18 protein-coding genes are annotated in these 20,676 nt (G+C 66.7%); 5 read left to right on the forward strand and 13 right to left on the reverse strand.

Translation table 11 applies throughout. From position 1 onward, the window contains the following. Nucleotides 1–11 precede the first annotated feature (11 nt). Complete coding sequence (locus BCO18175_RS01330; RefSeq protein WP_174979031.1) at nucleotides 12–1,064, forward strand: RNA-guided endonuclease InsQ/TnpB family protein; 1,053 nt, start codon at nucleotides 12–14, stop codon at nucleotides 1,062–1,064. Nucleotides 1,065–1,127: 63 nt separating this feature from the next. On the opposite strand, the gene BCO18175_RS01335 is transcribed toward BCO18175_RS01330, so the two are convergent. The 7 genes from BCO18175_RS01335 to BCO18175_RS01365 all read right to left on the reverse strand — a co-directional run bounded on the left by BCO18175_RS01335 (nucleotide 1,128) and on the right by BCO18175_RS01365 (nucleotide 11,420). Beyond that, a complete protein-coding gene (locus BCO18175_RS01335; RefSeq protein ID WP_174979032.1) occupies nucleotides 1,128–2,555 on the reverse strand; it encodes a CheR family methyltransferase in 1,428 nt (475 codons plus the stop codon). After that, nucleotides 2,552–3,064: a chemotaxis protein CheW gene (locus BCO18175_RS01340; protein WP_174979033.1), complete on the reverse strand. Its 513-nt coding sequence runs from the start codon at nucleotides 3,062–3,064 to the stop codon at nucleotides 2,552–2,554. The genes BCO18175_RS01335 and BCO18175_RS01340 overlap by 4 nt, the downstream gene beginning before the upstream one ends. Next, nucleotides 3,061–4,737 (reverse strand): methyl-accepting chemotaxis protein, encoded by a 1,677-nt coding sequence (locus BCO18175_RS01345; protein WP_174979034.1) that lies wholly within the window; start codon nucleotides 4,735–4,737, stop codon nucleotides 3,061–3,063. The genes BCO18175_RS01340 and BCO18175_RS01345 overlap by 4 nt, the downstream gene beginning before the upstream one ends. Nucleotides 4,738–4,861: 124 nt before the next feature. Then, the gene (locus tag BCO18175_RS01350; protein ID WP_174979035.1) at nucleotides 4,862–5,995 is read right to left on the reverse strand and encodes a hybrid sensor histidine kinase/response regulator; all 1,134 of its coding nucleotides are present in this window, start codon (nucleotides 5,993–5,995) and stop codon (nucleotides 4,862–4,864) included. Nucleotides 5,996–6,479: 484 nt separating this feature from the next. Continuing rightward, nucleotides 6,480–8,063 carry a Na+/H+ antiporter gene (locus BCO18175_RS01355; protein ID WP_174979036.1) on the reverse strand — a complete coding sequence of 528 codons (1,584 nt, stop codon included), beginning with the start codon at nucleotides 8,061–8,063 and terminating at the stop codon, nucleotides 6,480–6,482. 253 nt (nucleotides 8,064–8,316) lie between these two features. Continuing rightward, a complete protein-coding gene (locus BCO18175_RS01360) occupies nucleotides 8,317–9,750 on the reverse strand; it encodes an aldehyde dehydrogenase family protein (protein ID WP_174917629.1) in 1,434 nt (477 codons plus the stop codon). Between the two features lie 29 nt (nucleotides 9,751–9,779). Then, nucleotides 9,780–11,420 carry an acetolactate synthase large subunit gene (locus tag BCO18175_RS01365; RefSeq protein WP_174979037.1) on the reverse strand — a complete coding sequence of 547 codons (1,641 nt, stop codon included), beginning with the start codon at nucleotides 11,418–11,420 and terminating at the stop codon, nucleotides 9,780–9,782. A gap of 352 nt (nucleotides 11,421–11,772) precedes the next feature. Between BCO18175_RS01365 and BCO18175_RS01370 the strand changes: the two genes are divergently transcribed. Beyond that, nucleotides 11,773–12,090 carry a type II toxin-antitoxin system RelE/ParE family toxin gene (locus tag BCO18175_RS01370; protein ID WP_174917674.1) on the forward strand — a complete coding sequence of 106 codons (318 nt, stop codon included), beginning with the start codon at nucleotides 11,773–11,775 and terminating at the stop codon, nucleotides 12,088–12,090. Nucleotides 12,091–12,093: 3 nt separating this feature from the next. After that, nucleotides 12,094–12,393, forward strand: a complete 300-nt coding sequence (locus BCO18175_RS01375) for an addiction module antidote protein (protein WP_039344756.1) — start codon at nucleotides 12,094–12,096, stop codon at nucleotides 12,391–12,393. A 48-nt stretch (nucleotides 12,394–12,441) separates the two neighbouring features. Here BCO18175_RS01375 and BCO18175_RS01380 read toward each other — a convergent pair whose 3' ends face one another. The 5 genes from BCO18175_RS01380 to andAc form a co-directional block, all read right to left on the reverse strand. Continuing rightward, complete coding sequence (locus tag BCO18175_RS01380; protein ID WP_174979038.1) at nucleotides 12,442–13,728, reverse strand: DUF445 domain-containing protein; 1,287 nt, start codon at nucleotides 13,726–13,728, stop codon at nucleotides 12,442–12,444. A gap of 170 nt (nucleotides 13,729–13,898) precedes the next feature. Further along, entirely contained in the window at nucleotides 13,899–15,119 is a 1,221-nt protein-coding gene (gene andAa, locus BCO18175_RS01385) for an anthranilate 1,2-dioxygenase system ferredoxin--NAD(+) reductase (RefSeq protein ID WP_174979039.1), read from the reverse strand. Then, nucleotides 15,109–15,435, reverse strand: a complete 327-nt coding sequence (gene andAb, locus BCO18175_RS01390) for an anthranilate 1,2-dioxygenase ferredoxin subunit AndAb (protein ID WP_174917625.1) — start codon at nucleotides 15,433–15,435, stop codon at nucleotides 15,109–15,111. The genes andAa and andAb overlap by 11 nt, the downstream gene beginning before the upstream one ends. Nucleotides 15,436–15,455: 20 nt before the next feature. After that, a complete protein-coding gene (gene andAd / locus BCO18175_RS01395; protein ID WP_069251004.1) occupies nucleotides 15,456–15,944 on the reverse strand; it encodes an anthranilate 1,2-dioxygenase small subunit AndAd in 489 nt (162 codons plus the stop codon). Between the two features lie 14 nt (nucleotides 15,945–15,958). Next, the gene (andAc, locus tag BCO18175_RS01400) at nucleotides 15,959–17,230 is read right to left on the reverse strand and encodes an anthranilate 1,2-dioxygenase large subunit AndAc (RefSeq protein WP_122949727.1); all 1,272 of its coding nucleotides are present in this window, start codon (nucleotides 17,228–17,230) and stop codon (nucleotides 15,959–15,961) included. 213 nt (nucleotides 17,231–17,443) lie between these two features. Here andAc and andR point away from each other — a divergent pair, with 213 nt between their 5' ends. Further along, the gene (andR, locus tag BCO18175_RS01405; protein WP_174979040.1) at nucleotides 17,444–18,403 is read left to right on the forward strand and encodes an anthranilate 1,2-dioxygenase regulatory protein AndR; all 960 of its coding nucleotides are present in this window, start codon (nucleotides 17,444–17,446) and stop codon (nucleotides 18,401–18,403) included. A gap of 150 nt (nucleotides 18,404–18,553) precedes the next feature. On the opposite strand, the gene BCO18175_RS01410 is transcribed toward andR, so the two are convergent. Beyond that, nucleotides 18,554–19,444 carry a LysR family transcriptional regulator gene (locus tag BCO18175_RS01410; protein WP_047851664.1) on the reverse strand — a complete coding sequence of 297 codons (891 nt, stop codon included), beginning with the start codon at nucleotides 19,442–19,444 and terminating at the stop codon, nucleotides 18,554–18,556. Nucleotides 19,445–19,535: 91 nt separating this feature from the next. On the opposite strand from BCO18175_RS01410, the gene BCO18175_RS01415 reads away from it, so the two are divergent. Next, a complete protein-coding gene (locus tag BCO18175_RS01415; protein ID WP_089428086.1) occupies nucleotides 19,536–20,669 on the forward strand; it encodes a muconate/chloromuconate family cycloisomerase in 1,134 nt (377 codons plus the stop codon). Nucleotides 20,670–20,676: the final 7 nt, after the last annotated feature.

The following is a 20,676-nucleotide window of genomic DNA, read 5'->3' on the forward strand; positions in this document are numbered from 1 at the left end:
GGATCACCTGCATGATTCTTGTCTACCGCTACCGCGTGAAGTCGCTCAACGGACTGCTTAACAAGCAGAGCCGTGCGGTGAACTTCGTCTGGAACTTCTGCAATGACACGCAGAAACACGCGCTCAAGTGGAACAAGAAGTGGCCGACGGGTTTCGACCTGAACGTGTTGACCACCGGCAGTAGCAAGGAACTCGGCATCCACTCCGGCACGATCAACGCGACGTGCGAACAATATGCGAAGTCGCGCAGCCTGCATCGACGCCCTTACCTGCGATATCGCGGCAAGAAATCGCTTGGCTGGGTGCCGCTGAAGGGCCGTGACCTGAAGCGCGAGGGTGAGGCGTTCCGCTTTGCCGGCAACACCTTTCGCGTGTTCAACAGCCGCCCGCTTCCCGAAGGCAAGATCAAGGACGGGACCAACTTCGCCCAGGATGCACGCGGCAACTGGTTTCTGAACATCGTGATCGAGATGCCCGATGTGCAGGCCCGCCCGGTCCGTTCCGGCGTCGGCATCGATCTCGGCCTGAAAGACTTCGCCACACTTTCGACCGGCGAGAAGCTGCCCAATGACCAGTTCAGTCGACGAGCGGCGGAAAAGCTGGCGAAAGCGCAACGGGCACGAAAGCACAAACGACATATCGCGAAGCTGCACGCCAAGATTGCGAATGCCCGCGCCGACTTCCAGCACAAGCTCGCGCTCGATCTGGTGCGGCGCTTCGATTACATCGCGGTCGGCAACGTGTCGGCTGTCAAACTCGCCAGAACCAGGATGGCGAAGAGCGTCTACGACGCATCCTGGTCGTCCTTCCGAAACAAGCTCCGCTACAAAGCGATCGCGCACGGGGCCACGTTCGAGGAAGTCGACGAAAGCGGTTCGACCCAGTCCTGTTCGGCGTGCGGGTCGCAAGACAGCACGACGCGGCCGAAAGGTATCGCGGGACTGCGAATAAGAGAATGGGCCTGCAGTGACTGTGGTGTCGAGCATGATCGAGATACCAACGCTGCGCTGAACATTCTCCGATGCGGACGTGCATCGCCAGGTGTGGGAATCCTCCGCCTTTAGGCGGAAGAGGACGTCAAGAATTCCTCTGGTCATCGCGGTGTCGGTCCCATTCCCGTCGTCGTGTCAGCCGGCCGAGCGCCGTGCGCGCTCGAGCAGCCATTGCGCGCCTGCACGATCGCCGCCGACGTCGAGCAGCGTCGCCAGATGGGTCAGCGCTTCGTGGTGCGTGGGCCGCAGGTACAGCGCCTTCCGGTAGAAGTCGCCGGCTTCCGCGGCGCGGCCGCGCGCATCCGCGATCAGCCCGTTCAGGTAGAACGCATCGGCATGCGGACCGACACGCGCCGAGAACTGCGCGAGCACACGCTCGGCCTCGTCGAACGCGCCGGCATTCGCGAGCGCCTGCGCATCTTCCAGCGTCGGCGCGGCGACTTCAGCGACCGCCGCAACCGACACAACCGGCACAACCGGCGCAGCCGATTCGGCCGCCGCCACCGGCAGGTCGGCCCATCCGTCGAACGCAGTCGCCTGCATCGCGGGCGGTGGCGCCGCGAACGGCTGACGCGTGTCGCCGAGCCAGGCCGGCGGTGTGACCGCCAGCACCGAGCGCGTCGCCGCGAGCGGTGCAACCGTGAAGCGCTCCGCGCGCCGGTACGGCGCCGCCGCCGACAGCGGTGCCGCCGGCCGGGCCGCGAATACGTCGGCCGCCGCGCCGGCGGGCTCGCGATGAAACGCGAAGGCCAGCGGCACACGCGCCGAGCGCATCCCGTGCCGCATCGCGACACCCGTTTCGGCCGGCCCGACGAACAGCATGCCGTCGTCGGCAAGGCGCTCGTCGAGCGAGCGGATCACGCGATCCTGCGCGTCACGATCGAAGTAGATCAGCACGTTGCGGCAGAACACGAAATCGTAGCGAATGCCCGTGTCCACGGCCGGTTCGACGAGGTTCGCCTGACTGAACTGCACGCACGCGCGCACGCGCTCGTCGAGCAGCCAGCCGTCGCGGGTCGGCATGAAGTGCCGCGCGCGAAACTCCGTCGCGGTGCCGCGGAACGCATTGCGCCCGTAGCTGCCGAGCCGCGCCTGCTCGATCGCGCGTGCGCTGAGGTCGATCGCGTCGATCGTGAAACTGGCCGGGTCGAGCCCCGCGTCGAGCAGCGCCATCGCCGCCGAATACGGCTCCTCGCCCGTCGAGCACGGCGCGCTCAGCACGCGGATCACGCGGCCGGGCAGCGCGGCGAGCCGTTCCGCCGCAAGCCGCGCGAGCGTCGCGAAGGCCTCGCGGTCACGGAAGAACCAGGTCTCGGGCACGACGAACAGCTCGATCAGCGCACGCCGTTCGTCGGCCGACGCGTTGAGCTGCTGCCAGTAGGCGTCGAGCGCATCCTGCGTCACGGGCGGCCGCGCCGCCGACGGCAGGCGCTCGCCGTCCGCCTGCAGCGCGTGCACGCGCTCCGTCAGCGCACGGGTCATGAAGTCGTTGCCGAGCGAATCGGGGTCGATGCCGGTCTCGCGCAGCAACCAGCCGCGAAATCGCGATTCGGACTCTTTCATGCGGACTCTCCCCCGTGGCCCGACAGGCCGTCGAACAGATACAGGCGCGCTACGTCACCGATCAGGTCGGACACCGATACCTGCTGCACGACGCCATCGGGCGTGTTCGCGACGAGCCCGAGCCAGCGCGTGCGCGCGGTCGAAATGCCGCTCGACCGAAACGCCGCGCGGTCGATCCGCATCGTCTGGGTCGCGCGCTCGACGATCAGCCCGATCGTGCGCTCGCCGCCCGCCTCGTCCGCGCGGTAGCGGACCATCACGAGCCGCGTCGAGCGCAACGCATGCGCGCGGCGCCCGAGCGCCAGCATCGGCACGTCGATCACCGGCACCGGCTGGCCGCCACGCATCAGCAGCCCGGCGATCCATTCGGGTGCGCCGGGCACGGCTTTCGTGATCGCGAGCGGCAGCACCTCGTCGATGCCGGCCGCGTCGAGTGCATAGCGTTCGCCGTCGAGCTCGAACATCAGGAACAGCGCGTGGGCGCCGTTCTGCGTGTCGGCGCGCGTCACGCGTCGACCTTGAAGCGCGACACGCTGGTGCGCAGCTGGTTCGCGACGAGCGTCAGGTCGTCGATTGCCTGCGACGACTGGCGCAGCGACTCGGCCGTCTGCTGCGCGGCCTCCGACAGTTGCGACAGCGCCTGCGTGATCTGCTCGGCGCCGTTCGCCTGCGTCTGCATCCCTTCGTTGACCATCTGGAAACGCGGCGCGAGCGTCTGCACCTCGGCGATGATCTGCGACAGCTGCCCGCCGACCTGCTGCACGTCGAGCATTCCGCGGCGCACTTCCTCGGAGAACTTGTCCATCCCCATCACGCCCGCCGACACGGCCGACTGGATTTCCTTCACGGTCTGCTCGATGTCGTAGGTCGCCACCGCCGTCTGGTCGGCGAGGCGGCGGATCTCGGTCGCGACGACCGCGAAGCCGCGGCCGTATTCACCGGCCTTCTCGGCCTCGATCGCCGCGTTCAGCGACAGCAGGTTGGTCTGGTCGGCCACCTTGGTGATCGTCGCGACCACCTGGTTGATGTTCAGCGCCTTCTCGTTGAGGATCGCGAGCTTCGCGTTCACCGAACCGGCCGCGTCCATCACGCTGCGCATCGTCTCGCCCATCCGCGTGAGCCCGCTCTGGCTCACGCCCGCGAGCGTCGCAGACTGCTCGGCCACGCCGGCCACCTCGTTCATCGTGCGCAGCAGGTCGCGCGACGTCGCGAAGATCTCGCGGGACGTCGCGCCGATCTCGGTCGTCGTCGCCGCGGTTTCGTTCGCGGTCGCCTGCTGTTCGCGCGACGTTGCCGCAATCTCGGCCACCGACGTCGTCACCTGCAACGACGACTGCTGTGCGCGCGCGACGAGCTCGGTCAGCTCGTCGGCCATCCGGTTGAAGCCGGTCTCGAGCGTGCCGAATTCGTCGCGGCGGCGCAGGTCGAGGCGGCGCGTCAGGTTGCCGGTGCGCATCACGTCGTGCACCTCGACGAGCCGCGCCATCGGTACGGTTACCGAACGGTACAGCCCGTAGCCGAGCCCGAGCGCGGACAGCAGCACGAACGCCACCGCGACCGCGAGCACGACCTCGGTGTCCTGCACGGATTCGCGGATCAGCTTCGCGGATTGCTCGGCGAACTTGCGGTTTTCCTGCACCAGCACGTTCGCGTTGCGCACAACTTCGGTCCACGCGGGCAGCACTTTCGAGTACGCGGCGACGGCCTCCTCGCGCGACACGCGGCTCCTCTGCACGGCTTCGTTCAGCAGCGGCACGTAGTGGTCGAACGCGCCGCGGAACGCCGCGAAGCGCTGCCGGTCGTCGTCGCGGAACGTCGTGCTCTGATAGTCGACCGACAGCGCCTCGACTTCCTTCAGCGCATCGGCGATTTTCGAGAGATCGCGATGCACGCTGTCGGGATCGGTTTCGACGAACGTCGCCTGCTGCAGCAGCATGAACGATTCGTTGACCGAACCGCGCAGCGACGACGCGAGATAGACGCCGGGCAACGAGTCGCGCTCGATGCTGACGGCTTCGGCGTTGATCGCACGCAGTCGCTCGTAGGAGACGCCGGCTGTCACCAGCATCAGCACGAACAGCACGCCGAAGCTGAGCAGGATGCGATTGCCGAGCGTCAGCCGGGCAGCGCCGATCGTCGGATGCAGGCTTTCATTGGTCGCGCGGGGCGTCACGGTGGCCATGTTCGTTATGGGCTTTCTAAAGTCAGCGTTGAAAAAAATCCGCGCCCGCCAGCGCGCCGGACGGCGCGCCACGAGCGCATCGGGGTCTGCGGGCAGCGCGGCGCCGGCAGGCCGCGCCGCGACATCACCGCTCCGCTTGCGCCGGCAGCCGGAGCGCGACCATGAAGCCGCGCGCCGTATTGCGCATCAGGATCTGGCCGCGATGCCGCGCCGCCGTCGCGCGGACGAACGAGAGACCGAGGCCGAAGCCGCCGCGCGCCGCGCCATGCGCGGATTCGAGCTGCACGAACGACTCGGTCGCGGCCGTGCGCTGCTCCGGCGCGATCCCGGCGCCGGTATCCTCGACGCCGATCAGCCATGCACCGTCCTCGCTGCTCAGCGTGCAGTGCACGTCCGTGCCGGCCGGGCCGTACTTCAGCCCGTTGTCGATCAGGTTCGCGACCGCGCGCGTCAGCATCATGCGGTCGCCCATCGTCACGCACTCGGCATCAGGCACGTGCGCGGCGACCCGGCTTCCGAGCCCGGCCGCCTTCTCCCACAGCTGGTCGACGGCGTCGAGCACGATCTCGTTGAGACTCACGACCTCGTGCGCGCGGCGCTCGGACTGCGCGCGGGTCAGGTGGATGAAGCCGTCGGCCAGCGCGAGCGCGCGCCGCGCATGGCCGGCAATGCGCTCCATGATCGCCGGCATCTCGCCGTGCTCGGTCCGGTAGACGTCGAGCAGCGCGAGGATCGACGTCTGCGGCGAACGCATGTCGTGCGACAGGAAATCGAGCGCCTCGTCGCGCTGCCGGGACATCAGGTACGAATTCGAGTGATAGCGGATACGGGCGGCCAGCTCCATCGCGTCGGGGAGCTTCACGAGATAGTCGTTCGCGCCGGCGATGAACGCCTCGCGCTTGACGATCGGCTCCTCCTTCGCGGACAGCACGATGATCGGCACGCGAGCGGTGCCGGCGTCCGCGCGCCACGCACGGACGAGATCGAGGCCGTCGATCTCCGGCATCACGAGATCCTGCAGGATGACCGTCGGCTTCACGTCGCGCGCGACCGCCATCGCCCGGTGCGCGTCAGTGCACACGTGCAGGTCGATGTCGTGTTCGCTGCGCAATGCGCGTCGGATCACCTCGCCGACGAACGGTTGATCGTCGACGAGAAGGACCGATAACCCCGATTCAAGACAATCCGAGGCATTATCACCGCTCGATTCTTTCATAAATACAGTTTCAAACGCCGATTCTCCAATCGATTCTTTCATAGGAGTTGTTTATCCGGCTTGGACGCTATCTTATTTTGGCGGTTGAAAGCCCCACCTGATTCCGCCGATTTGGCCTGTCAGCACTGCCTTGCAGGGCACCGGACGCCGATTTCTTCCCCGTTGGCGGCCGCATTACCTCCGCATCCTTTCTCTCAATAAACATAACCGGCTGATTCTAAATGAAATTAGAACACAGCATCTATCTCAATCCGGTTTAGTTTTGCCAAATATGCAGAAAGAGACGGAAACAGTTAAATCAGATCATTTCCGGATTCGAAAGACGATAACGTTTGCGGGACCGGCGCGATAAGGTTTGCATGCGCTGCAAGGCTGGCTGTTTTCAGCATTTAAGGGCCGGATGGAAATACGCCGAATCGGCCGGCGGGAGGAAGCAAAAAAGCGCGCCGGGCAACGATTGACCCGGGCGCGCTTCGGGCCGGCTCGCGCCGGCCGCTTGATGGCGGGATGACGCAGGTGTGCGGTCTTACCCTCGCGCGTGCTGCGCGGACACTTCCTGCAGGTCGAGGTCGCGCTCGAGCGCGTGCAGCATCTCGTCGTGGATGTGGCCCGATCGGTGCAGGCGCAACAGTTCCGCGCGCCCGGCCTTGATCGCGGCCAGCACGACGTCGTAGTGCGCGGCTCGCACTTCTGCCGGATACATGGGCTCGTTCTTCGCCCTTTCCGTCAATTCCGCACGGTACGTGTACTGCTCGAGCAGGCGTGGATGGATCACGACCCCGTTCTCATCGCGCACGAGCGGCTGGATCGCCGCGAGCTGCGCCGCCTCGACGTACGCCCACGTCTGCGGCTCGGTCAGGTGATGCGCCGCGCGCTCTTCGCGCTGCGGCAGGCGCAACAGCCGGATCAGCGGGCCGATCGTCGTGCCCTGCAGCAGCACGGTGACGAGAATCACCGCGAACGACGCGACCAGGATCACGTCGCGGCCGGGCATCGCCTCAGGCAGCGACAGCGCGATCGCCAGCGTGACGACGCCGCGCATCCCGGCCCAGCTCATGATCGTCGCGGCCTTCCAGTCGGGCGCTTCGCCGCGCCGCGCGACCCCGCGCACCGGCCATTTCAGCGCCTCGACCGCGTAGATCCACACGAAACGCGACACGATCACCGCCGCCAGCACCGCGAGCATCGGCGGCACCATCGTGGCGAGCACCTGCTCGAAGCCGCCGAGCCGGTGGATCGCGCCACGCAGCGACAGCCCGATCAGCACGAACACCATCGCTTCGAGCAGGAACACGATGACCTGCCAGAACGCGGTGCCGCGCGTGCGCACGGCCGCCGAGAACACCTCGTGCTGATGCCAGCCGATGATCATGCCGGCCGTGACGGTGGCGATCACGCCGGACACCTCGACCATTTCGCCCGCGATATAGGCGATCCAGCCGGCGATCACCGCGACGGTGATCACCAGATAGTCGTCGTCGAGCTGCTTCAGGAACCACACGACGAGCTTGCCGACCGCGAAGCCGATCGCCACGCCGCCGAACCCGAGCTCCGCGAAACGCACGACCGCGTGCTCGAGGCTGAACGCACCGGTAAGCGCGGCCGCGACCGCGAAGCGGAACAGCACGAGGCCAGCCGCATCGTTCAGCAGGCTCTCGCCTTCGAGCAGCACCATCAGCCGGCGCGGCAGCGCGACGCGTTCGAGCACGGCCTTCGCGGCAACGGCGTCGGGCGGCGACACGATCGCGCCGAGTGCGAAACACGCGGCCCACGGCAGCGACGGCGCCACCCAGTGCACGGCGAAGCCGACCGCGAACGTCGTGAACACGACCGCGCCGATCGCGAGCAGCAGGATGCCGCCGACGTTGCGCTTGAACTCCTCCCACACCGAGAAGTACGCACCGTCCATCAGCAGCGGCGGCAGGAACACCAGCAGCACCAGTTCGGGATCGAGATTGATCGGCGGCAGGCCGGGGATGAACGCGATGCCGATGCCGCCGATCAGCAGCGCGGCGGCAGGCGGCAGCCGCAGCCGCTTGGCGATGCATTCGAGCGCGACGATCGCAAGGAATGACAACAAAACCAGCTTGAATGCCGAGACGGGGGACATGAATCGACCTCGTGAAGAATGAATTCGCGCTTTCCGGCGTCGTACCCCGGTCGGCAGTTTCGCGCGATTACATCACGAGGCAAGGCCCGCAGTCGAGCGCGTTCGGGCAGCCCGCCGCGCGATGCGGGCACGGTACCCGCGCGATGCAGACCCGGCACCGGCCCGCTACGCGCGCCGCCATGAAAAATGGCACGCGGGCCGGCCCGATCGCCCGCCCGCGTGCCGTCGCGGCATCGCGCTGCCTGCCCGCGCGCTACCGGCGCCGCACGACCATCAGCCGCGGCTCGGTCATGTCCTCGATCGCGTAGCGGATCCCTTCGCGGCCGAGGCCCGAATCCTTCACGCCGCCGTACGGCATGTTATCGACGCGGAACGACGGGACGTCGTTGATCACGACGCCGCCGACCTCCAGCTCGTCCCACGCGCGCTGCGCATGCGTGAGCGAATCGGTGAACACGCCGGCCTGCAGCCCGAAGTCGCTGTCGTTCACGCGCGCGAGCGCGTCGTCGAAGCGGTCGAACTTCTCGAGGATCGCAACAGGGCCGAACGCCTCCTTCCGGTACAGGTCCTGCTCATGCCCGACGTTTTCCAGCAGCGTCGCCTCGAACATCGCGCCATCGACCTTGCCGCCCGCGACGATCTTCGCGCCTGCCGCGACCGCCGCGTCCATCCAGCCCGACAGCCGGCGCGACTCGGATTCGGAGATCATCGGGCCGACGAACGTCGACGGATCCTTCGGATCGCCCATCTTCAGCGAACGCGTCTTCGCGATCAGCTTCTCGCGCAGCGCGTCGTACAGATCGGCATGCACGAGGATCCGCTGTACGCCGATGCAGCTCTGGCCCGACTGGTAGTACGCGCCGAACGCAAGGCGCTCGACCACGTAGTCGAGTTGGTCGCGCTGGTCCGCATCGACGATCGCGGCCGCGTTGCCGCCAAGCTCCAGCACGACTTTCTTCTTGCCGGCCTTCTCCTTCAGCGCCCAGCCGACGGCCGGCGAACCCGTGAACGACAGCAGCTTGAAGCGCTCGTCGGTCGTGAACAGGTCGGCGCCGTCCCGATGCGCGGGCAGCACCGAGAACGCACCCTTCGGCAGGTCGGTTTCCGCGAGCACCTCGCCGATGATCAGCGCGCCGATCGGCGTGCGGCTCGCCGGTTTCAGCACGAACGGACAGCCGGCCGCGAGCGCGGGCGCAACCTTATGCGCGGCGAGGTTCAGCGGGAAGTTGAACGGCGAGATGAACGAGCACGGGCCGACCGGCACGCGCTTCGTGTAGCCCGTATAGCCCTGCGCACGCGCGGAGATCTCGAGGTTGATGATCTCGCCGTCGATGCGCACCGATTCCTCGGACGCCACGCGGAACGTGTCGATCAGGCGCGTTACTTCGCCCTTCGAATCGTTGATCGGCTTGCCGGCCTCGATGCACAGCGCCTCGGCCAGCTCGTCGAAACGCTCGCGGAAGCGCGCGACACAATGGTCGAGCACGGCCTGCCGCTTGTAGGCCGGCAGCTCGCGCATCGGCTTCGCGGCGGCAACCGCCGCGCCGATCGCCGCGTCGATGGCCTTCGCGTCGGCCATCGCGACGCGGGTCGCGACCTTGCCGCTGAACTTGTCCGTCACTTCCAGATCGGTGTTCGCGTAGACGGCTTCGTTGGCGAGGTAGTACGGATAGGTTTCCTTCAACATGGAACGACTCCTTCCTGTGAACGGGACATTCAGAGTTGCGCCGACAGGCGCTTGATCTCGCGGTTCAGCACGCGCTCGTTGTCCGAGTAATCGATCGGCACGTCGATCACGTGCACACCCGGCGACGAGAAACACTCGCGCAGCAGCGGCTCGAGATCGTCGGCCGATTCGACGCGGTGCCCGTGCGCACCGTAGCTTTGCGCATACGACACGAAATCGGGGTTCTGCAGCGTCATCGCGAAATCGGGGAAGTTCATGTTCTCCTGCTTCCAGCGGATCATCCCGAACGCGTCGTCGCGCAGGATCATCACGACGAGGTCGAGCTTCAGCCGCACGGCCGTTTCGAGCTCCTGCGAATTCATCATGAAGCCGCCGTCGCCGCACACGGCGATCACCTTGCGCTGCGGATGCACGATCTTCGTCGCGATCGCCGACGGCAAGCCCGCGCCCATCGACGCGAGCGCGTTGTCGAGCAGCAGCGAATTCGGCTCATGCGCGCGCCAGTACCGCGCAAACCAGATCTTGTACATCCCGTTGTCGAGACAGACGATGCCGTCGACCGGCATTGCGTTGTACAGATCGTTGACGATCCGCACCGGGTACATCGGGAAGCGCGGATCGTGCTGGCCCTTCTCCAGATGGGCGTCGAAATGCTCCTTGATCATCGCGAAGCGCGCGAAATCCCAGTGCGGCTGCGGCGCGAGCGCCTCCTTCATCTGCCACACCGCGTTCGCGATGTCGCCGACCACCTCGATCTGCGGGAAGTAGACGGGATCGACCTGCGCGCCGAGGAAGTTCACGTGGATCACGGTCTTGTCGTCGGTACGCATGAAGAATGGCGGCTTCTCGATCACGTCGTGGCCGACGTTGATGATGCAGTCCGCATGCTCGATCGCGCGGTGCACGAAATCGCCATCGGACAGCGTCGCGTTGCCGAGCCACATCGGGTGGGTCTCGTCGATCACGCCCTTGCCCATCTGCGTCGTGAAGAACGGGATGCCCGTCTTGTCGACGAATTCGAGCAGCATCTTGCAGGTGGTCTTGCGGTTGCCCCCTGCGCCGATCATCAGCAGCGGATGGCGCGCGGCCTGGATCGCGTCGACCGCATGCGCGATCGCCTTCTCCTCGGCCACCGGCCGCCGGCTGTAGCTGCGCGGGATCGGCTTGCCGTCGCCCTCCTCGTGCGCGATGTCTTCCGGCAGTTCGAGGTGCGCGGCGCCCGGGCGCTCTTCCTCCGCGCGGCGGAACGCCTCGCGCACGGCCGACGGGATGTTGCCGATCGACACGATCTGCCGCGTGAACTTCGTGAGCGGCTGCATCATGTCGACCACGTCGACGATCTGGAAGTGGCCCTGCTTGCTGGACTTGATCGGCTTCTGCCCGGTGATCATCAGCATCGGCATCCCGCCGAGCTGCGCATACGCGGCAGCCGTCACGAAGTTCGTCGCGCCGGGCCCGAGCGTGGCGATACACACGCCGGTGCGGCCCGTCAGGCGGCCGTAGGTGGCGGCCATGAACCCGGCCGCCTGCTCGTGCCGGGTCAGCACGAGCTTGATCTTCGATCGCCGCAGCGATTCGAGCAGATCGAGGTTTTCCTCGCCGGGAATGCCGAACACGTACTCGACGCCTTCGGCTTCCAGCGACTTCACGAACAGATCCGATGCTTTCATGGGGGACTCTCGGTTGATGCCGCCTGCCCGGCCTACGGACACGCAGCGTTCAGAACGCGCGCCGGCCTACGGCACGCGGACGCTTTACCTACTGGACACAAACCACGGCACTGCCCGCCGCGCAACCCACGCTGCACGGCGGCGCCTCCGGATACCGGAGGACAAACGGACCCGCCCGCGCGCGGCAAGCACGCACGGGCGGCAAAGACGATTTTGATTGTAGACGGATTCGGAAGATCCCGACTTCGGCCGAATGGCCAATTGGCACGCAAACGAAGCCGGCGGCCCTACTGTAGCGGCAACGGAATTCAACACACCAAACCTGTGAACCATGGTTGACATACTGCAATCGATGCCCTACAGTGCGCCTACGTTCAGCATCCGGACCACCGGCGTCTTCGACGCCTGGTTCGCCGGCCTGCAGGATCGCGTCGCGAAGCGCCGCATCCAGGCACGCATCGATCGTCTCTCGATGGGCAATCCGGGCGACTGGAAGTCCGCCGGCTCGCCGGTCGTCGAGATGCGGATCGACCACGGCCCCGGCTATCGCGTCTACTACGTCCGGCGCGGAACGATCTGGGTCATCCTGCTCTGCGGCGGCGATAAATCGACGCAACAGGCCGACATCCGCGCCGCGCACGCGATGCTCGCGCATCTCGACATGGAGTAACCGATGGACAAGATCAGCACCCGGCCGTGGGATTCGGCCGATCACCTGAAAACCGAAGACGACATGGCCGACTACTTCGAAGCGTGCCTGCAGGAAGCCGGCGACGATCCGGCCTTCATCGCGCACGCGCTCGGCGTGATCGCGCGTGCACGCGGCATGTCGCAGGTCGCGCGCGATGCGGGCCTGTCGCGCGAAGGGCTGTACAAGGCGCTGTCGCACGACGGCAACCCAAGCTTCGGCACGATCCTGAAGGTCATCAAGGCGCTCGGCCTGCAACTGCACGGTTCGAAAGCGCACGCGTGATACGCGGGCGCGGCCCGTCGCGCCCGCCGCGCGATACCGGTGGCCGCGTCAGTGCAGCCAGCCGGCCGCCCAGCGCGGCACCAGCGACACCAGATACAACCCGAGCCCGATCAGTCCGCCAACCAGCGTGCCGTTGATGCGGATGTACTGCAAATCCTTGCCGATGTTCAGCTCGATCTGCTGCGACATCTCGCGCGCATCCCAGTTGCGCACCGTGTCGCGAATGTGACGCATCAGGAAATCCGCGAAATCCGGCGCCATCTCGTGCACGGCCTTCTCGACGTGCTCGTTCAGCGACGCGCGCAATGCCGGGCTCTCCGCCAGCCGCGCACCGAGCCAGCCGCCGAGCGTCGCGGCCTGCCGGTGCAGCGCCGAATCGGAGCGCGCGAGATCGGCCTTCAGCCACGCGCGCAACTGGTCCCACAAGTCGCGCACATACTCGTTGAACGCGGCGCCGTCGCGGATATAGCGCTTGATCTCCTCGCCCTTCTCGATGAACGCGGGATCGTGCTTCAACCGCTCGGTCAAGCGCACGACCGTCCGGTCGAAGCGTTGCCGCAGTTCGTGCTCGGGGTCGGCCGCCACGCCTTCCAGCACGCGGCTCACCGCGCTCGCGAGCATCCGCGCGCCGTTCTCGCCGAACCACTGCGTCGGCATGATCTTCTCGACTTTCGGGTACTGCGTCTTCAGCCATTCGACGATGAAGCCCGCGATCACCTCGCGGTTCTCCTCCTTGTCGAGCACGTCGACCACTTGTTCGATCGCGTCGTCGAGCAGCGCCTGGTGGCGGCCGTCCTTCGTCAGCGTGTCGAGGATCGCGCCGGCCGATTGCGACAGGTCGACCCGGTCGATCACCGCCCGAAACGCGTCGTGGACGAACGACTGGATCCGCGCGTCGTCGGTCATGTCGAGCGCGAAACTCATCAGCTTCGTCACATAGCCGCCGAGCGCATCGGTGTTCGCCGGCTCGCCGAGCCACGCGCCGAGTTTCTGCGCTGGATCGTGCTGGCGGATCTGCGCGGCGAGCGCGTCGGGGCCGAGGAACTTCTCGCGCACGAACACCGCGAGGTTGTCGGCGATCTTGTCCTTGTTCTTCGGAATGATCTCGGTATGGCGCGACACGAACGGGATCGGCACACGGCGGAACAGCGCGACGACCGCGAACCAGTCGGCGAGCGCGCCGACCATCGCGGCTTCCGCCACGGCCTTGAAGCCGTCGACCCACGGGCCGCGCGGCAGCAGGATCGTCGTGACGAACACCGCGACGGCGGCCAGCAGCAGCCAAAGCGCGCGGCGCTTGCTGCGTTTCAGTTCGAGGGCTTTGTCTGGCGTCATGGGCAACCGGTCGGGCGAACGATGCCGCTAATATGCACCGGTTGCGGTGCTGCCGACAAACATTGCGACGCCCATCGTGCGGGCGGCACTGCGCCGGATCGGACCGGCAGATCGCGCACGGCGCCGGCCGGCATCGCTACCGCATGTCGGGCCGGCCGACCGTGCGCCTGCTACATGAACGTCTTCAGGTTCACTGCCGGATCGGCGAGCTTCACCGGATCGGGCACCGCCCCCGCCGCGATCAGCCGACGCGACGCACCGATGTCGCGCCCCAGGTTCGCCGCGGCCACCGCAACGATCCTGCCGTCGTCGCCCAGCCCGAACACCGTGAACGGCCCGTTCCCCGGATCGCCGCGCACGACGATCGTGCGTTCACTGCCGAACAGCCCGAGCATCTGCAGGTTGCAATCGTATTGATCGGACCACAGCCACGGCAACTCGGCATAGGTTTCGTCGGCGCCGAGCAGGTTCGCGGCCGCGACGGCCGGCTGGTTTTCGGCTACCTGCCACGATTCGATCCGCACGTGACGCCCGAGCAGCGGATTGAAATGCATCGTCACCTCGCCCGCCGCGAAGATCGCGGGATCGACCGTGCGGCAGCCCGCGTCGACACGTATCCCGTTGTCGACATCGAGCCCCGCCGCTTGCGCCAGCTCGATATTGGGCACCACGCCGATGCCGACCACGACGAGGTCGGCCGGCACATCGCCGCGATCGGTCTCGACGATCGCGCCGCCGCCCGGTGCGCGACGGATCGCGCGCGGCAGCGTCGCCATCTGGAAGACCACACCGCGCGCATCATGCAACTGATGCGCGTACGCGCCGACGACTTCCGGCAACGCGCGCTGCAGCAAGCGCGGTGCCGGATCGATCACCGTCACGTCGCAACCGAGCTGGCGCGCCGCCGCCGCAACCTCGAGGCCGATGAAGCCGCCGCCGAGCACCGCCACGCGGCGGCCCGGCGAAAGCTGCGTGCGCAACGCACGCGCATCGTCGACCGTGCGGACGTAATGCGGCCTGACGCCTTCGTCGATCGCCCCGCCAAACGTGCGCACCCGCGAGCCCGTCGCGAGCACGAGCCGCGCATAAGGCAGCGTCGTGCCGTCGTCGAGCCGCACGCGCTGCACATCGCGTTCGATCGCGTCGACACGCGTGCCGAGCCGCAACTCGATACGCTGCGCGTCGTACCACGCGGCGTCGCGCACGAACGCACGCTGCTCGCCGCCGTCCGTCAACAGCGCATCCTTCGACAGCGCAGGCCGGTCGTACGGCAGCTCGCGCTCGGCGCCGATCATCACGATGCGCGCCGCGGCATCGCGCTCGCGCAGCGCTTCGGCCGTGCGCCGCGCGGCATGCCCGGCGCCGACGATCACGAACGGATCAGCCGACATTGACTTCCACCTGCCCGTCGACGATCCGGAGCGGATAGGTCCGCACCGGTTCGGTGATTGGCGCGCATTTCGGCGCGCCGGTGCGAATGTCGATCAGCCCCTGGTGCAGCGGGCATTCGACGCAGCCATCCTCCACATAGCCTTCGGACAGCCGCGCATGGCCGTGCGTGCAAAGATCGTGCATCGCGAACAGTTCGTCGCCGATCCGGAACACGGCGATCGGCTTCTGGCCGGCGACGCGCGCTGCCGGTTCGTCTTCTGAGAATTCGTCGAAAGTGCCAAGCGGATGCCACTCGGCGAGCGTTGCTTCGGTCATGTCTGTTCCTTGCTTCCGTATCAGATCGGGGTGGCGAGCAGCGTCTGCACGCGCGACGTGTCGTAGATCACCCGCTTGGTCTTGTAGCGCAGCCCGTCCGGCGTGCGCACGACCGTGTCATAGTACTTGCCGGCCTGGTACACGTTCGACTCGCCGTTGCTGCGCGTCTGCACGACAACGTAGTTGCTCTCCGTGTCGATCTCGCCGTCGCGTTCCGCGACGATCGTCAGGCCCGACGTCATGTGCCGGTACGTGTGTTCTTCATAGATGTTCGCGTGCCGCAGCGACACCACGCGGTCGCGCAACATCCGCTGGTTCGTGCAGTGGACGATCCCGACCGGCAGCCCGAGGTCGGCGTTTTCCTTCGGCACGATTTCGTACGTGCAGTCCTCGGTGAACATCGTCGGCCATGCTTCGAGCCGGTCGTTGTCGAGGTGCCCGATATAGCGGTTCTGGAGCATGTAAATCTCGAACCACGTCTTCATGTCTTCCGTCAGGTTTTCCATCATTCCGCGCTCCCGCTTCAATAGCCCATCAGCTTCTGGTAGCCGACCCAGAACTTGCGGATCAGGCTTTCAGTGATCACCGTGTCCTGCTGGTCCGGATTGCCGCGCGACATCTCGATCACCGACGTCGCGTCGCCGTCGCGCACCGTGCCGCGCTGCACGAGCTCGGTCGCCTCCGTGTCCTCCATCGAGATATAGCCGGCCGGCCCGACGAGGTTCGCCTGCTTGATGCGCAGCGCTCGCAGCTCGGGCGTATCGTCCGCGTAGCCGAAGAAGTGGAAGATCAGTTCGAAGTTGTCGGGGCCTTTCGGCAGGATCTGCCGCGCGACCAGCGTGTTGTGGATCTGCTGGATCACGAGCTGCGGGAAGATCGGCTGGATATGGTTCGTGCAGTCCTCGTCGTATTCCGACACGAGATCGAGGATCGATTCGTCCTCCAGATGGAATCCTTCGTCGAACGAGCGGATGTTCTGCTGCTTGTACGCGGCTGACGTATCGTCGCCGGTCTTCGTCACCGTGATGATGCTGTGCAGCCCGTGGTTCGCATCCGGAATCGAGCGCGCCTTCATCCCGACGCGGAAGATGTTGAAGGTCGTATGGAACAGGTGCAGCATGCTCGCGTGATACGGGTCCTTCACGTTCTCCATGTACAGCTTCCAGTTCGACTTCGAATACTGGCGCGTGCAGCCGAGATACTCGATGGGCTTGTGGAAGATCCGGTCGATCCACGGGCGCATCTGCTCGCCGAGATAGTCGGGCAGCGGCATCACGTCGTCGCTGAAGGTGGCGAACACGAGCCCGCGATAGCTGTCGACGCGCAGCTTGCGCAGCCCGTGCTGCTTCGGGTCGAAGTCGGCCGGCATCCCGGACATCCCCTTCTGGCCGCGCCGGAACGGCACGCCGAGCAGGTTGCCCGAGTTGTCGAAGCTCCACTGGTGATAGACGCACGTGTGCGAGCTCGCGTTGCCGCGCGACTTGCGGCACACCTGCGCACCGCGGTGCGCGCAGCGGTTCACCCACGCGGAAAGCGTGCCGTCCTCGGTGCGCGTGACGACCACCGGCGTATCGCCGACGAACGTGCTCTTGAAGTCGCCGGCGTTCGGGATTTCCGCTTCCAGCGCGACGAAGTTCCACGTCGGGCCGCGAAAGATCCGCTCCTGCTCGCGATCGTAGACCGCGCGCGAGCTGAACACCTTGTACGGCACGCGCGAGCCGTCTTCGTGCGGGAAGGTCACGTCGGACGCGTCGCCGCGGGCGGCGAAAACGACGGGCGATTCTGTCTGCTCCATGTCGGACTCCTGGTCGATCCGTTTCGTTGAATGCATGGAGCCGATTTTTGAAAAGCTAATATTCGCCGTCTATCCGGAAAGTGCGATTGCGGCGGTGCAATATCCACTTTCGGCGGATTTCTGCGCTAGCATGACGGCACATACGGCCCGGCGCACGATCGCGACCTATTGATCGGATCGAAGCGCAGGCCGTCTACACCAAGGCTGATGCCCATGTCCCCAACGTCGTTCGAGCCGCTCGCGCTGCGCGCGCACCGGCTGTTCGAATCCCGCGATCTCGACGAGACGCGCGAGCGGATCTCGCGCGTGATGCAGCCGCATGCGCTGCTGCCGAACGGCCGCACGCGCGGTGCGTCGCACATGGATTTCGTCAGGCTCGGCGGGCTCGGGATCGGCACGATCGCGTTCGGCGACGCGATGCGCGTGCAGGTCGACGCGGTCGACGGCTACTACCTGCTGATGTTCTGCCTGTCCGGCCAGGCCGAGGTGCGCGCGATGGGGCGGCAACTCGGCGTCGACGGCCAGACCGGCGTGCTGTGCGCGCCCGGCGAGCGCTTCGACGCGGTGCTGTCGGCCGATTGCGAGCAGTTCGTGCTGCGCATCGACGCGGCGACCGTCGGCTCGCTGACGGGCGACCCGCGCGCCACGCTCGATCCCGTGCTGCACGTCAGCGACGCCGCGCTCGCCGCGTGGCGCCAGCAGCTGATGCTCGTCGCACGGTCGCCCGAACTGCTCGAACGCGCGAACGCGAACCCGCGTGTTGCGTCGCAGCTCGAGCACCTGCTGATCGACCTGCTGATCGAAGGCCATCCGCCTTCCGTGCTGCAGGCATCGCACCGCGACCCGGCGCCGGGCTTCGTGCGGCGCGCGCAGGAGTTCGTGAACGCGCACTACGCGCAGCCGCTGCAGCTCGCCGATATCGTCCAGGCCGCCAACGTGCCGGAACGCACGCTGCGCGACGCGTTCCTGCAGTTCCGCGGAATGAGCCCGATGCAATACCTGCGCGCGACGCGGCTCGACCATGCGCGCGAGTTGCTGCGCGGCACGGCGTCCGACCGGCGGATCGCCGATGTCGCGCTCGATTGCGGGTTTACGCACCTTGGGCGTTTCGCGATCGCGTATCGGGAGAAGTTCGGGGAATCGCCGTCGGAAACGCTCGACGGGAAGCGGTAACGTCGTCGCGCATGCTCGCGCGCCCGGCGGCTTGCACGGCCGGCCTGTGACTTTGCACGGAGCGGCATGAGACCGCGACGCCCTCCCCGGATTTGCCAATGCCTGCGGAAACAGACCGTTAGTTGCGATTTGTAGAGGCAACGACGATCGTCACCCCGCCGGCACGATCATCTCCCGCGCAATCGCGCAAAACGCAGCCGTGGCGGCGCTTTCGCCGTGCAGCCGGCGGCTCATGATGATCGGCGACGTCGCGGCCGGCTCCGGCAACCGCCGGTAGACCACGCCCTTCACGCGCACCCCCTCCACACTCTCCGGCACCAGCGACACGCCCACCTGCGCGGCCACGAGCCCGAGCGCCGTCTGCAACTCGCGCACCTCGTGAACGGCCGCCGGCACCAGCGCGCCGTCGCGCAGCGCGGACAGCTGCTGATCGGCGAAGCTCGGCCGTGGCGTGCTCGGATAGACGATCAGCGTCTCGTTCGCGATATCCGCGAGCGTCAGCGGCCGGGCCGGATCGGCAAGCGGATGCCCGACCGGCAGCGCCGCGATCAGCTTTTCCTCGATCAGCGCCTCGCGCACCAGCTGGTCGTCGTCGAACCGCAGCCGGCCGAAGCCCACGTCGATCCGCCCGCCCTTCAGCGCGCCGAGCTGTTCGAGCGTGAACATTTCGATAAGCGACAGCTCGACGTCCGGCTGCGCCTCGCGAAACGCGCGGATCACGTCCGGCAGCGCGCCGTACAGCGTCGACGGCACGAAGCCGATCACGATCCGCTCCGACAGCTGCGCGAGCCGCCGCGTCAGCGGGCCGAGCTCGTCGGCCTGGTCGACGAGGCGCTTCGCCTGCGCATAGAACACGCGCCCCGCATCCGTCAGTTTCAGCGGCCGCGCGCCACGCTCGAACAGCGGCAACCCGATCTCGTCCTCGATCGCCTGGAGCTGGCGGCTGAGCGGCGGCTGCGTCATGTGCAGCCGCTCGGCCGCCCGCGTGATGTTCATTTCCTCGGCGACGGCGATGAAGTAGCGGAGCTGACGCAATTCCATTTCATGCCTCAAAGGTATGGAAGTAGTCGGAAAGAGTGTTGGACGACGCGGGGCGGGAATTCCTACCATGTGCACCAACAGGAGGAATCGCATGATAGCAACTGCCGCCACCATCGAACGCATCGAGACGCTGCTCGTCGACGTGCCAACGATCAGGCCCCACAAACTGTCGGTCGCCACGATGAATTGCCAGACCCTCGTGCTGGTCCGTGTTCGATGCACGGACGGTATCGAAGGTGTCGGCGAGGCGACCACCATCGGCGGTCTCGCGTACGGCGAGGAGAGCCCCGAAAGCATCAAGGTCAACATCGACACCTACTTCGCGCCGCTGCTGCAGGGCATGGACGCGACGCGTCCGGGCGCCGCGCTGGCGCGCGCCCGCAAGCTGTTCCAAGGCAACCGCTTCGCGAAGTGCGCGATCGAGACCGCGCTGTTCGACGCTCAGGCGCGCCGCCTCGGCGTGCCGCTGTCCGAGCTGTTCGGTGGCCGCCGGACCGATGCGGTCGATGTCGCATGGACGCTTGCAAGCGGCGACACGCAGCGCGACATCGCGGAAGCGGAAGCGATGCTCGACGCCCGCCGCCACCGCGCGTTCAAGCTGAAGATCGGCTCGAACGCGGTGGCCGACGACGTCGCGCACGTGATCGCGATCAAGCGCGCGCTCGGCGAACGCGGCGACGTGCGCGTCGACGTGAACCAGGCATGGAGCGAGACCGACGCGATCTGGGCCGGCGCGCGCCTTGCGGAAGCCGGCGTGAGCCTCGTCGAGCAGCCGATCGCAGCGACCAACCGCGCGGGGCTGAAACGCCTCACGCAACTGGCGCAAGTGCCGATCATGGCCGACGAGGCGCTGCACGGCCCGGTCGATGCGTTCGCGCTCGCGCAGGATCGCGCGGCCGACGTGTTCGCGGTGAAGATCGCGCAATCGGGCGGCCTGCAGGGTGCGGCGAGCGTCGCGTCGATCGCGGCGGCGGCCGGCATCGAACTGTACGGCGGCACGATGCTCGAGGGTGCGGCCGGCACGATGGCGTCCGCGCAACTGTTCAGCACGTTCGACTCGCTGAAATGGGGCACCGAGCTGTTCGGTCCGCTGCTGCTCACCGAGGAAATCCTCGTCGAGCCGCTGCGCTACGCGGATTTCAAGCTGCACCTGCCGGCAGCGCCCGGCCTCGGCATCACCTTCGACTGGGCCCGCATCGAACGGATGCGACGCGACGCCCGCTGACCCCACA

This window comes from Burkholderia lata (assembly GCF_902499335.1).
Classification (GTDB): Bacteria; Pseudomonadota; Gammaproteobacteria; order Burkholderiales; family Burkholderiaceae; genus Burkholderia; species Burkholderia lata_B.